The 12,794-nt window shown below is 71.9% G+C and carries 11 protein-coding genes and 1 pseudogene; 1 reads left to right on the top strand and 11 read right to left on the bottom strand.

What is annotated here, in order from left to right:
* Positions 1-20: 20 nt before the first annotated feature.
* The 9 genes from ACWEOE_RS24830 to ACWEOE_RS24790 form a co-directional block, all read right to left on the bottom strand.
* Positions 21-1,919 (bottom strand): Xaa-Pro dipeptidyl-peptidase, encoded by a 1,899-nt coding sequence (locus ACWEOE_RS24830; RefSeq protein ID WP_452012889.1) that lies wholly within the window; start codon positions 1,917-1,919, stop codon positions 21-23.
* A gap of 113 nt (positions 1,920-2,032) precedes the next feature.
* Positions 2,033-2,785 (bottom strand): pseudouridine synthase, encoded by a 753-nt coding sequence (locus ACWEOE_RS24825; protein ID WP_452012887.1) that lies wholly within the window; start codon positions 2,783-2,785, stop codon positions 2,033-2,035.
* Positions 2,775-3,791 carry an SMC-Scp complex subunit ScpB gene (gene scpB, locus ACWEOE_RS24820; RefSeq protein WP_452012886.1) on the bottom strand — a complete coding sequence of 339 codons (1,017 nt, stop codon included), beginning with the start codon at positions 3,789-3,791 and terminating at the stop codon, positions 2,775-2,777. The genes ACWEOE_RS24825 and scpB overlap by 11 nt, the downstream gene beginning before the upstream one ends.
* Complete coding sequence (locus ACWEOE_RS24815; protein WP_452012884.1) at positions 3,788-4,816, bottom strand: segregation and condensation protein A; 1,029 nt, start codon at positions 4,814-4,816, stop codon at positions 3,788-3,790. The genes scpB and ACWEOE_RS24815 overlap by 4 nt, the downstream gene beginning before the upstream one ends.
* The gene (locus ACWEOE_RS24810) at positions 4,816-5,208 is read right to left on the bottom strand and encodes a cobyrinic acid a,c-diamide synthase (RefSeq protein ID WP_452012883.1); all 393 of its coding nucleotides are present in this window, start codon (positions 5,206-5,208) and stop codon (positions 4,816-4,818) included. The genes ACWEOE_RS24815 and ACWEOE_RS24810 overlap by 1 nt, the downstream gene beginning before the upstream one ends.
* Positions 5,205-6,209, bottom strand: coding sequence for a ParA family protein (locus ACWEOE_RS24805; protein WP_452012881.1), 1,005 nt, complete (start codon positions 6,207-6,209; stop codon positions 5,205-5,207). Before ACWEOE_RS24805 ends, ACWEOE_RS24810 begins: the two co-directional genes overlap by 4 nt.
* A gap of 122 nt (positions 6,210-6,331) precedes the next feature.
* Complete coding sequence (gene xerD, locus ACWEOE_RS24800) at positions 6,332-7,234, bottom strand: site-specific tyrosine recombinase XerD (protein WP_452013078.1); 903 nt, start codon at positions 7,232-7,234, stop codon at positions 6,332-6,334.
* A 99-nt stretch (positions 7,235-7,333) separates the two neighbouring features.
* Complete coding sequence (locus tag ACWEOE_RS24795; RefSeq protein ID WP_452012879.1) at positions 7,334-7,966, bottom strand: NUDIX domain-containing protein; 633 nt, start codon at positions 7,964-7,966, stop codon at positions 7,334-7,336.
* Positions 7,963-9,663 carry a CTP synthase gene (locus ACWEOE_RS24790; protein ID WP_452012877.1) on the bottom strand — a complete coding sequence of 567 codons (1,701 nt, stop codon included), beginning with the start codon at positions 9,661-9,663 and terminating at the stop codon, positions 7,963-7,965. Before ACWEOE_RS24790 ends, ACWEOE_RS24795 begins: the two co-directional genes overlap by 4 nt.
* Before the next feature lie 96 nt (positions 9,664-9,759).
* Here ACWEOE_RS24790 and aroA point away from each other — a divergent pair, with 96 nt between their 5' ends.
* Positions 9,760-11,064, top strand: coding sequence for a 3-phosphoshikimate 1-carboxyvinyltransferase (aroA, locus tag ACWEOE_RS24785; protein ID WP_452012875.1), 1,305 nt, complete (start codon positions 9,760-9,762; stop codon positions 11,062-11,064).
* Between the two features lie 2 nt (positions 11,065-11,066).
* Here the strand turns inward: aroA and ACWEOE_RS24780 are convergent, their stop codons facing one another.
* Complete coding sequence (locus tag ACWEOE_RS24780) at positions 11,067-11,936, bottom strand: acyltransferase (protein ID WP_452012873.1); 870 nt, start codon at positions 11,934-11,936, stop codon at positions 11,067-11,069.
* 68 nt (positions 11,937-12,004) lie between these two features.
* Positions 12,005-12,676 (bottom strand): annotated as a pseudogene (locus ACWEOE_RS24775) (sigma factor-like helix-turn-helix DNA-binding protein); the annotation flags it as partial.
* Positions 12,677-12,794 lie beyond the last annotated feature (118 nt).

Below are 12,794 nucleotides of genomic sequence, written 5' to 3'. Positions count from 1 at the left end.
GGGGCCCTTCGGTCGGTGCGTCAGCGCAGGTCGAGCTGCGGCCGGTTCACCACCCCCGCCAACGCGGTGCGCGGCAGCCCCGCCCCGGAACCACTCGGCACCGCGCCCACCAGCGGCACCTGCAACGACGTTTTCGCCAGATCGATCGTCAGCTTCTGCGCCTTCGCCGGTCCCGTGATGAAGTCGGCGTCGGTTCCACCGAGGATCAGCGCCAACGTGTGGCCCGCGGGGACGACGTGGTCGGTCGTCGCGAGGCGGAAGGTCATCGTGTAGGCCTTGCCGGGCGTCAGCGGTGATTCCTTGCTCAGCGACCGGTGGTTCGCCAGGTCCGCCCAGCCGCGGCTGATCACGGTGAACCCGACGTTCGTGGTGTCGGCGCTGGTCACCTTGTAACAAGCGTCGTCACCGGGAGCGCCGGCGCCCCAGCACGTTTCGGTGGTGCCGGTCTTGATGCCCTCGCCGCCGGCGGAGTAGTTGCGGATCGTGGCGGGACCGTAGTCCACGAGCATCGCCGAGAGCCGGGCCGACGACGTGCTCGGCGTGGCCGTCACCGTGACCGTCGAGGTGCCCGATACCTGCAGCGGCGCCGAGAGCGTGCCGGTGCCGTAGAGCACGCGGTCGGCCGCGGTGGCCGACGGGTTCGCCGCCCAGCCGTTCTCGCTGCCGTCGAGGGTGTCGGTGAACGAAGCAGTGCCCGGGGCCGCGGCCGGGCTCAGCGTGCCGACCCCGGCGACCGAGCCGGCGTGCGGACGCAGGGTGGTCGTCTCCGTGCCCGCCGCCGGGTACGAGGACTGCTCGACCCACTGGTCCGGCTGGCGCTCGACGGTGGCCATCGGCTGCTTCTCGATGCCGTTGTCGATCCCCATCAGGTAGTGGTCGAACCACTGGTGCAGCGTGTCCACCCACTCGGTGCGGCGGTAGTCGAACGGATCGACGTGGCCGGTCTGCGCGAGCCAGATCTTGCGCTGCACACCGGCTTTCGCGAGCCCATCCCACCACTGGCCGAAGTTGATGGTCTTCACGTTGAGGTCGTTCACCCCGTGCGAGACGAACACACTGGCGTGCACGTTCTTCGCGAGCGCCGCGTAGTCGCGGTCGGCCCAGAACGGGCCGTAGTCGCCGTTGGCTGTGGCACCCTTGGCGAGCTTCGCGTTCTGCGCCGAGCAGTCCTGGCCGCCGTTGCGCGTCTCGACGGTCTCGGCGAGCCCGTCGGGGTCGAAGCCGAACGACGCGCCGTCGGAGCGGTAGTAGTCGTACCAGGAGCTGATCGCCGAAATGGGCACGATCGTCTTCAGCCCGGCGACCCCGGTGGCGGCCACGCCGTTGGCGATCGTGCCGTCGTAGGACTTGCCGATCATGCCGACGCCGCCGTCGCTCCAGCCTGCCGAGACCTCGCTGCCGCCCGATTTCGCGGTGTAACCCGTGGCGCGCCCGTTCAGCCAGTCCACGACCTTCTTGGCCGACTGCACGTCGGACGCCCCGCCGACGTCCACGCAACCGGTGGACCGGTTGGTGCCGGCCAGGTCCACGAGCACTACCGCGTAGCCGCGCGGCACGAAGTAGTTGTCGTAGAACAGCGGGAACCCGACGGGGCGGCCCTGCTGGTCGTAGGTCTTGAACTCGCTCTCGTTGCCGCGCCCGAGCGAGGAGTAGTACGGGCTGGCGTCCATGATCACGGGGATCTTCCGGCCCTGCGCCGTCGGCTCGGCCGGGCGCACGATGTCCGCGGCGACGCGGTCGGACTTGCCGTCGCCGTCACCGTCGCGCCCTACGTCCACCCACACCGTTTCACGGATCGCGCCGGCGAAGTCGTACACGGGCTCGCTCGCCGCCACGGGTCTCGCGGCGGCCTGCTGCACTGGCACCACGAGCACCGCGGCGACAACCGCGGCCGCGCAGAGCCCTCTGAGCACACGCATTCCAGTCCTCCAGCCGAATCGGGGTGTCGATCAAGCTAGGAGGAGCGGGGCGCGCGGCACCAGGGCGGAAAGTGGGGACCCGAGCGGGAAACCCCCGAACGGATGATCGCCGGCTACAGCTCCACGTTGCGGTAGAGCGAGCCGACCTCACCGCGGTTGAGGCGCCGGATGGTGCCCGAGCGCTGGTTGCCGAGCTGCACGTCGCCGACCGCCGTGCGCACGAGCTTGCGCACGGGGTGCCCGGTCGAGGCCATCAGGCGGCGCACGATGTGCTTCTTGCCCTCGTGGATCACGAGCTCGACCATGCTGCGGCCCGAGTGCATGTCCTTCACGCGGAACTGGTCGACCTTCACGATGCCGTCCGGCAGCTCCCACCCGGCACGCAGCTCCTTGCCGAGCCCCCGCGGCACGAGCCCCTCGACCTCGGCGAAGTAGGTCTTGAGCACGCGGTACGACGGGTGCATCAGCCGGTGGCCGAGGTCGCCGTCGTTGGTGAGCAGCAGCAGGCCCTCGGTGTTCTCGTCGAGCCGGCCCACGTGCACGACACCGGGGGTCTCCTCCCAGCGCCCGCGCAGGTAGTCGCCGACGCACGGGCGGCCGCGGTCGTCCGACATCGTCGAGTGCACACCCTTGGGCTTGTTGAAAGCCAGGTACACGAGGTCGTCGCGCAGGTTCACGCGCGTGCCGTCGACGTGGATCACGGCCTCGACCGGGTCGACGCGGCGGCCCAGCTCGGTCACGATCCGGCCGTCCACCTCCACCCGGCCCTCCACGATCAGGTCCTCGGCCGCGCGGCGCGACGCGATGCCGGCCTGGGAAAGGACCTTCTGCAGCCGGACGCCGTCGGGGTGCTGGTCAGATGTCATCGATGGTGTCCACTTCGGGTAGCAGCGGAGCGATCGGGGGCAGGTCGTTCAGCGACGACAGCCCCAGTCGCTCCAGGAACAGCTCGGTCGTCACGTACAGCGTGCCCGTCGTCTCCGGGTCGGTGCCCATCTCCTCGATGAGCCCGCGGGCCAGCAGGGTGCGGATCACGCCGTCGACGTTGACCCCGCGCACCGCGGCGACCCTGGCCCTGGTCACCGGCTGCCGGTACGCGATCACGGCGAGGCTCTCCAGCGCGGCCCGGGTCAGCTTCGACCGCTGGCCGTCGAGCAGGAGCTTCTCCACGAACGGGGCGTACGTGTCCCTAGTGTAGAACCGCCACCCCTCGCCGACGCGCCGCAGGTCGATCCCGCTGGCCCGCTCGGTCAGCCGCTGCGCCATCGTGCGCAGCGCGACGGTGACGCGCGCCACCGGCTGGTCCACGGTCTCCGCCAGCGTCTCCTCGCTCGCCGGTGAGTCGATCACGAGCAGCAGCGCCTCGAGCGAGGCTTCGAGCGCCTCGTCCGACGTCACGTCGGGCAGGTCGTTGAGCGGCTCGACGCCTTCGTCCGCGTCGGGCCGCTCGGCGTCGGCGTCCTCGCCGCGGTCGCTGTCGGCCTGTTCGCCTTCGGGCTCGGCGATTTCCGGCGCCTCGGGTTCGGCAGCCTCGGCCGGCTCGGTTTCGGGCGTCTCGGTTTCGGGCCTCTCGGTTTCGGGCGTCTCGGTTTCGGGCGTCTCGGTTTCGGGCGTCTCGATCTCTGGCGTCTCGGCGTGCGGCGCTTCGACGGTCTCGGCCTCCGGCTCGTCGTCACCGGCCGGTTCGTCCGGCGCCGCGTCTCCGACGGCCACCGTCTCGCCGGTCTCCGGCAGTTCTTCGGCGCCCGGTACCTCGTCGGTCGCGCCGGCGGCCGGCCCCTCGACGTCGCCGGCCGCCGGCGCGTTGACCTCGCGGTCGAGGTCGATGGCCTCCACCCCGGGGGTGCCGGTGTGGTCGTCTTCGGTGCTCACCCGTACTCCTCATCCTCGGCGGCCGCGCGGTCGTGTTCGGCGGCGACCGAGGCCTCCGCGACACTGCCGCCGGTCCAGCGCACGTGGAGCTCGGCCAGTGCCTCGAGCTGCTCGAACTGCACCGACGACTCGCGGTACAGCTCCAGCAGCGCGAGGAACCGCGCGACGATCTCCACGGTGTGCTCGCAGTCGTCCACGAGCTCCTTGAACGTGGCCTGCCCCGCCTCCGCGAGCTTCACCCGCAGCAGCGCCGCGTGCTCGCGCACGGACACACGCCCCATGTGCAGGTGCGCGAGCGACACCGTCGGCGGCGGCTTCGGCTTGAAGACCGCCACGGCGATCTCCGCGAACTTCTGCGGCGTCACGCCGAGCATCACTTCGGGCAGCAGCCCGACGTACCGTTCCTCGAGCGCCACCGAGCGCGGGTAGCGGCGCAGCGCGCTCTGCTCCAGCTCGCCGAACAACGCCGCCACCTGCTTGTACGCGCGGTACTGCAGCACGCGCGCGAAAAGCAGGTCGCGGGCTTCCAGCAGCGCCAGGTCGTCCTCGTTCTCGACCTCGGCCGCGGGCAGCAGCCGCGCGGCCTTGAGGTCGAGCAGGGTCGCGGCGATGACCAGGAACTCCGTGGTCTCGTCGAGGTTCCAGTCGGACCCCAGCGCGCGGGTGTAGGCGATGAAGTCGTCGGTGACCGTGTGCAGCGCGACCTCGGTGACGTCGAGCTGGTGCTGCGAGATCAGCTGCAGCAGCAGGTCGAACGGGCCTTCGAAGTTCTTCAGCCGCACCTTGAACTTCGAGGTGCTCAGCTCTTCGGCGTAGCCCGCGGGGATCGTGCCACCGTGCACCGTTTCGTGCTGGACCGGCGTCCCGGGCTCCTCGGCGGGGGGTTCCGGGGCCGCGGCTTCCGAGGTCGCCCCCTCCGAAGCCGCGGCGTCCGAAACGCCGCCCGAAACCCCGTCGTCCGGGGTCACGGTGTCCGGAGCCGCGCTGTCCGGCTCCGGCTGCTCGGCCGATGCCGGTTCGTCCATCAGCCCTCGGTTTCGCCTTCTTCTTCCCTCGCCCGCAGCCGCTGCACGAGCACCGACTCGTCGCCGTTCGCGTCGAAGTCCGCGATCAGCACCGCCACGGCCTCGCGCACCAGGCGGCCGCGGTCGACCACGAGGTTGTGCTTGGCCCGCAGGTTCAGCCGGGTCTGCTCCATGGCGAGCAGCTCGTCGCCCGACACGTACACGGTGATCTTCGCGTCGTGCTTCGTGCGACCGGAACCACTGGGCGCGGCGGCACGGCTGAGCTGGTCGACCTCCGAGCGCTTCTTCGGGAGCGGCTCCGCCGGCGCGGGTGCGGACGGGCGGTCGAGAGCGGGACTGGAGGTGAGGCGGAAGAGTTCCGACGCTCCGGGCAGGGAAGCGCGCCTGCTCACCGAGCGATCACCTCGCGGGCCAGCGCGCGATAGGCAGCGGCGCCGGCGGACTTGGGAGCCCAGGTCGTGATCGGCTCACCCGCGACCGTCGTCTCGGGGAACCGCACGGTGCGGTTGATCACCGTGTCGAACACGGTGTCACCGAATGCCTCCACCACGCGAGCCATGACCTCCTTCGAGTGCAGGGTTCTCGGGTCGTACATCGTGGCGAGAATCCCCGTGATGTCCAGTTTGGGGTTGAGGCGTTCCTGCACCTTCTCGATCGTGTCGATCAGGAGCGCGACGCCTCGCAGACTGAAGAACTCGCACTCCAGGGGGATGATCACACCGTCCGCGGCGGTCAATGCGTTCACCGTCAACAGGCCGAGCGAGGGCTGGCAGTCGACAAGAACATAGTCGTAGTCGTTCATCACCGGACGAAGGACCCGTAACAACGTGTGCTCACGCCCTACCTCTGCGACGAGCTGGACCTCCGCCGCGGACAGGTCGATGTTGCTCGGCAGCAGGTCAACGCCGTCGACCCGGGTTTTGCGCAGCACGTCCTCGATGCCGACCGAGCGCTCCATGATGACGTTGTAGACCGTCTGGTCCAGCTCGTGCGGCTGGATGCCCAGACCCACCGACAGGGCGCCCTGCGGGTCGAAGTCCACGAGCAGCACGCGGCGCCCGCACTCGGCGAGCGCGGCGCCCAGGTTGATGGTCGACGTGGTCTTGCCGACGCCGCCCTTCTGGTTGCACATCGCGAGCACCTTGGCCGGGCCGTGGTGGTCGAGCGGTGCGGGCTCGGGGATCTCGCGCAGCGGCCGGCCCGTGGGACCGATTCCGCTCTCCTCGCGCTCCTTCGCGCGCAGCCGGGCTCTCTCGGCGCGGCTCAGCCGCGCGCCTTCGGACGGCTCGTCGCCGTCGTGGTTCGCGGGGGTGGCGATTCGCGCCTGGGAGAGGCTCGCCGCGGCCGACCCGGCGGACGCGGCCGGGCGCTCCGGCTGGTTCGGTGTCGACATGGCGGGAAAGCTCCTTGTTTCGGCGACCCGGGCAGCCTATGCGGGAAATCAGAGCCCCGGCAAAGCGCCGCGCCGGGCCGCGCCCGCGAAGTCACCACTGGTGGCTGATGCCCTGCGGCCCTTCAGCCCAGTGCGCGCGGGTGCGCGGTGGCGTAGACCTCGCGCAGGGTGTTGACCGTGACGAGTGTGTAGACCTGGGTCGTCGTCACCGAGGCGTGGCCCAGCAGCTCCTGCACCACGCGGACGTCGGCGCCGCCTTCGAGCAGGTGCGTGGCGAACGAGTGGCGCAACGTGTGCGGCGAGACGTCGGCCGTGATGCCCGCGCGTTCGGCGGTGTCCTTGAGGACCTGCCACGCGCTCTGCCGGGACAGCCGGCTGCCGCGGACGTTGAGGAACATCGCGGACGTGCCGCGCCCGTGGGCCGCGAGCACCGGGCGGGCCCGCACGAGGTAGGCGTGCAGCGCCTCCACCGCGGGCCGGCCGATCGGCACGAGCCGCTGCTTGCCGCCCTTGCCGTCGAGCAGCACGGTGCGGTCGGCGTCGTCGACGTCGTCCACGTCGAGCCCCACCGCTTCGGAGATGCGGGCGCCGGTCGAGTACAGCAGCTCCAGCAGCGCCCGGTCGCGCAGCGCGCGCTCGCCGTCGGGCGGTGGGGTGTCGAGCAGCTTGAGGACGTCGGCCACGGGCAGGGCCTTGGGCAGCCGTTTCGCCGGCGCGGGCGGCCGGACCTCACGCGCCGGGTCGCGCTCGGTGATGCCGTCGGCGTGGGCGAACTTGTGCAGCCCGCGCACGGCCACCAGTGCCCGCGCGGCCGACGACGCGGCCAGCGGCCGGTGCTCTTCGTCGCCCTCGCGCAGAGCGGCGCCGAACGACGTGACGTGGGCCGGGGTGACGTCCGCGAACCGCGTGACGCAGCCGGCGGCGAGGTGCGCGGCGTAGCGGCGCAGGTCGCGGGCGTAGCTGTCGAGCGTGTTGCGGGCGGTGCCGCGCTCGACCACGAGGTGGTCCAGGTACGCGGCGATCACGTCCCCCACCGCCGTCCTGCCCGTGCCCGTCACGGGGTCACACTCTAGGCCGGTTCGTCGTCCGTGCCCGCCGACGCGCGGCGGGCGCGGACGACGGCCTCAGCCTTCGGCGCGCCGCTGGGCGAACCGCGTCGGCCGGTCCTGCCACGGCGCGTCGGCCGGACGGGCCATCGCGGCGCCGGTGACCACCGCGTGCGCGGCGAGCACGCCGGACACGGTGGCGCCGTTGACCAGCTCACCCGAGAGCGCCATCGCGACGGCCTCGGCGAGCGGGAACTTCTTCACGACGAGGTCGGCCTCCTCCTCGCCGAGCACCTCTCGGTCCACTTCGGACACCTCGCGCGCGAGGAACACGCGCACGACCTCGTCGGTGAAACCGGGCGAGGCGGCCACGTCCACGAGCGTGGACCACTCGCCCGCGGCCAGCCCGACCTCCTCGACGAGCTCGCGCTTCGCCGCGTCGACGGGGTCCTCCCCCGGCTTGTCGATCAGGCCGGCCGGCAGCTCCCACAGCCGGCGCCCGAGCGGGTGCCGGTACTGGTGGACCATCGTCACGGTGTCGTCGGCGTCGAGCGTGAGGATCGCCACGGCACCGAGGTGCTCCACCACCTCGCGCTTCGCGGTGTCGCCGCCGGGCATCACCACGTCGTCGACGCGGAGGCCGACGACGTGTCCGATGTGGACGACCCGGGAGTCGGCGACCGTGAACTCGTGCTTGCCGGGCTCGGTCACCGGGCCGCCACGGGGGCCTCGGCGAGCTCCACCGGCAGCCGCTCGGCGACCTTGCGGTCCACCACGGCCTTCACGAACGCGCTGAAGAGCGGGTGCGGCCGCGTCGGGCGGCTCTTGAGCTCGGGGTGCGCCTGCGTGCCGACGAAGAACGGGTGCACGTCGGCCGGCAGCTCCACGAACTCGACCAGGCGGTCGTCGGGCGAGGTGCCGGAGAACACGAGCCCCGCGTCCGAGAGCTGCTTGCGGTAGGTGTTGTTGACCTCGTAGCGGTGGCGGTGGCGCTCGGACACCTCGGTGGTGCCGTACGCCTTCGCGACCTGCGAGCCCGGCTTGAGCTTCGCCGGGTACGCGCCGAGGCGCATCGTGCCGCCCATGTCGCGTTCGCCCGCGACGACGTCGCGCTGGTCGGCCATCGTCGAGATCACCGCGTGCTTCGTGCCCTCGTCGAACTCGGCCGAGTTGGCGTCGGCGATGCCCGCCAGGTGGCGCGCGCCCTCGATGACCATGCACTGCAGGCCCAGGCACAGGCCCAGCAGCGGCACGCCGCGCGTGCGGGCGTACTCGATCGCGCCCACCTTGCCCTCGATGCCGCGGATGCCGAACCCGCCGGGGATCAGCACGCCGTCCACATCGGACAGCACGGAGGCGGCACCGGACGCGGTCTGCGCGTCGTCGGAGGCCACCCACACGATCTCGACCTTGGCGCGGTGGGCGAACCCGCCCGCGCGCAGCGCCTCGGTCACCGACAGGTACGCGTCGGGCAGGTCGATGTACTTGCCCACCACGGCGATCCGCACCGTCTCGCTCGGGTTGTGCACCCGGTTGAGCAGGTCGCCCCACACCGTCCAGTCGACGTCGCGGAACGGCAGGCCCAGGCGGCGCACCACGTAGGCGTCGAGCGCCTCGCCGTGCAGCACCTTCGGGATGTCGTAGATCGAGCGCGCGTCGGGGCAGGCGATGACCGCCTCGGAGTCGACGTCGCACATCAGGCCGATCTTGCGCTTGAGGTCCTCGGGGATCTCCCGGTCGGCCCGGCAGACCAGCGCGTCGGGCTGGATGCCGATGTTGCGCAGCGCGGCCACGGAGTGCTGGGTCGGCTTGGTCTTGAGCTCACCCGACGGCGCGAGGTAGGGCACGAGCGACACGTGCAGGAAGAAGCAGTGGTCGCGCCCGACGTCGTGGCGCACCTGGCGGCACGCTTCGAGGAACGGCAGCGACTCGATGTCACCGACCGTGCCGCCGACCTCGGTGATCACCACGTCCGGGGTGTTCCCGTGCTCGTCCGGACCGGCCGCGGCGGTGATGCGCGACTTGATCTCGTCCGTGATGTGCGGGATGACCTGCACCGTGTCGCCGAGGTACTCGCCGCGGCGCTCCTTGGCGATGACCTCCGAGTAGACCTGGCCGGTCGTGACGTTGGCCTTGCCGTCGAGGTCCCGGTCGAGGAACCGCTCGTAGTGCCCGATGTCGAGGTCCGTCTCCGCACCGTCGTCGGTGACGAACACCTCACCGTGCTGGAACGGGTTCATCGTCCCGGGGTCGACGTTGAGATACGGGTCGAGCTTCTGCATCGTGACGCGAAGCCCGCGCGCGGTAAGGAGCTGACCGAGGCTCGAGGCCGTCAATCCCTTACCCAGAGAGGAGGCGACGCCTCCGGTGACAAAGACAAACTTGGTAGCCCGCGACTGATGTCCCACGGGCCGCCAGCATATCGCACGTTCGCCGATCCGCTCGCTGACGCCCTCCTCCGGCGCGGCGGGGATGACGGGGACCGCCACGCTAGGCTTCGGTGCGTGACGGAACCGCACGAGAACCACTGGGCCGCGCCGGTCGCGGCGGCGGCACTCGACGCGCGGGTGCGCGTGCCCGGCTCGAAGTCGATCACGAACCGCGCCTACGTGCTGGCCGCCCTCGCGGGCGCGCCCACGCGGGTGCGCGTGCCGCTCGACTCGCGCGACACGCGGCTCATGCTCGGCGCGCTGGCCTCGCTGGGCGCGCGGTCGGAGGAGACGGCCGACGGTTTCCTCGTGTACCCGCTCGGCACCACGGGCGGCCACGGCGCGCCCGTGGAGATCGCGCTCGGCAACGCCGGCACGGTCGCCCGCTTCACGCCCGCGCTCGCCGCGCTCGGTGACTCCCCGGTGCTCTTCGACGGCGACGACGCCATCCGCCGCCGCCCGATCGGCCCGTTGCTGGCCGCGCTGCGCCGCCTCGGCGTGCGCATCGACGACGGTGCCGGACCTGGTCGCGGCGCCCCGCCCTTCACCGTCCACGGCGACGGCGGCGTGCGCGGCGGCGCGGTGGACCTCGACTCGTCCGCGTCGAGCCAGTTCCTCTCCGCGCTGCTGCTGGCCGGGCCCGCCTTCGACCGCGGCGTGACCGTCCGGCTCGTCGGCGACGCCCCGCCGAGCGAACCGCACATCGCGATGACACTCGACATGCTCCACCGCTTCGGCGCCACCGTGGACCGCGAGGGCGCCGAGTTCCACGTCGCGCCGGCGAAGCTTTCCTGCCCCGAGTACGTGGTCGAGCCGGACCTGTCCACGGCCGCGCCGTTCGTGGCCGCCGCCGTGGCCGCGGGCGGCACCGTGCGCGTGGCGGGTTGGCCGGCCACCACGACCCAGCCCGGCGACTGGCTGCGCACCTTCCTGCCCGCCCTCGGCGCGTCCGTCCGCCTCGACGACGAGGGCCTCACCGTCACCGGCGGCTCGCACCTCCCGGGGGTCGAGCTCGACCTGCACGAGGTCGGCGAGCTGACCCCGGTGATCGCCGCGCTGCTGTGCTTCGCCGAGGGCCCGTCGGTGATCAGCGGCGTCGCGCACCTGCGCGGCCACGAGACCGACCGGATCACCGCGCTGGCCACGGAACTGTCCGCTCTGGGCGCCGCCGTGTCCGAAACGGAAGACGGCCTGCGCATCACCCCGGCCCCCCTGCACGGCGGCGTCTTCCACACTTACGACGACCACCGGCTGGTGATGGCCGCCGCCGTCCTGGGCCTGCGCGTGCCCGGCGTCCTCGTGGAAAATCCCGCCACGGTCGGCAAAACCTTCCCCGGGTTCGTCGACACCTGGACAGCCATGCTCGGCTCGGGCGCCTAGCTCTAAAACACCTGGCTCGCCGGCTGAGCAGCGGGAGTGGCAAGCGCCCGGGCGATCGGCGGCCGCCCCGTGAGCGCGCGGCTCCACGGCAGCCGCCGCAGCACCTCGACCAGCACCAGGGTCAGCGCCACGGTCGCCGGGTACACGACGATCGTCGTCCACGGTGCCCCGGCGGCGTCGCCGACGAACGCGATCAGGGGACTCAGCAGCGCCAGGGCCAGCGGGTGCGTCAGGAAGATCGCGAACGACCGGTCCACCGCCCACGACACCACCCGGCGGCCGGGACGGCCCGCCTCGGCCCAGCGCGTGCCGGCCAGGAACAGGCCGGCGATGGCCGCGACGCACCAGGGCACGAGGTAGGGCCGGAACGCGTCGCCGGCCAGCTCGGGCCACAGTCCGTTGTGGACACTCACGAAGTACCCCGTCTCGGCCACGGCGAGCGACACCACCAGGCCGGCCACCACGAGCCGGCCGTGGCGCCCCACCCACGCCCGCACCGTCTCGAAGTGCACGGCCGCGACGGCGCCCAGCAGCGAGTAGAACTGGTACGGCAGCAGCGTGGTGAAGAACCGGCTCACCGTCGAGTACTCGAGGCCTTCGGGCGGGTAGCTCAGGAACCACGTGACCGCGATCTGCACCGCGCCGGAAACTCCCAGCACGAGCCACGGCCGGCGCTCGATCGTGCGCGCGAGCTTCAGCAGCACCGGGAACAGCAGGTACACCTGCAGCGTCACGAGCAGGAAGTACAGGTGGTACCACGCCGTGCCGTCGGCGATCTCGATCCCGAGCGCCCGCAGCGCGGCGGCGGCCGAGCCGACGGGCTGCTGCCCGGTGAGCAGCGACCACCCCCAGTACAGCACCGACCAGGCCACGTACGGCAACCAGGACCCACGGCACCCGCCGGCGCCAGAACGCCACGGGACGCGGTGGGCGCGAGCGGGCGGAGAAGATCGCCGGCCACCTCGAACGCGTACACCGTCTCGATCACCCCGCCGCGCCGGGCCACGAGACCGGGCTGGCCGTTGACCGTGCGCTCCAGCAGCTCGGTGGTACCCAGCGCCCGGCGGGCGAGCCCGACCCAGGCGCGCGCGATCCGCTCGCCGCCCGCAATGGGTTTCAGGAAGCTGAGCGCGAGACCGCCGCTGTCGGCGATCGCCGTGGCGCCGGGGTGGAGCAGGCCGATCAGCGCGGTGAGGTCCTGGGCTTCCCACGCCTGCTTGAAGGCCCGCACGATCCCGGCCTGCCCGGCCGCCGGGCTCGCCGGAGCGGCGCGGATCCGGCGGCGCGCCGACGACGCCAGCTGCCGGCAGGCCGCCGGGCTGCGGCCGACGATCCCGGCGACTTCGGGGAAGGAGTAGCGGAACACGTCGTGCAGGATGAAGGCGACGCGTTCGGCCGGGGTCATCGACTCGAGCACCACGAGGAAGGCCATGCCCACCGACTCGTCGAGAGTGACGCGGTCGGCGGGGTCGGTGTGCTCGCCGGGCAACGGTTCGGGGATCCACTCCCCCACGTACGTCTCCCGCCGGACCCGCGCCGAGCCCAGCAGGTTGAGGCAGATCCGGCTCGCGACCGTGGCGAGCCACGCGCCGGGTGACTCGACCGCTTCCTCAGGTCCGGGGCGGGCTCGGGGGGCGTGGTCATGGCTGCTCCTGACGTCTCGGCTGTCCTGCCCACTCCGACAAACCAGCGGCGGGAAGTGTGAGCGCCGCACACTTCCCGGCCCTGTT

It is taken from the genome of Amycolatopsis sp. NPDC004368 (assembly GCF_053602515.1).
Note: the sequence above shows the minus strand (reverse complement) of the source record. Positions and strands in the feature narration are given on the sequence as shown.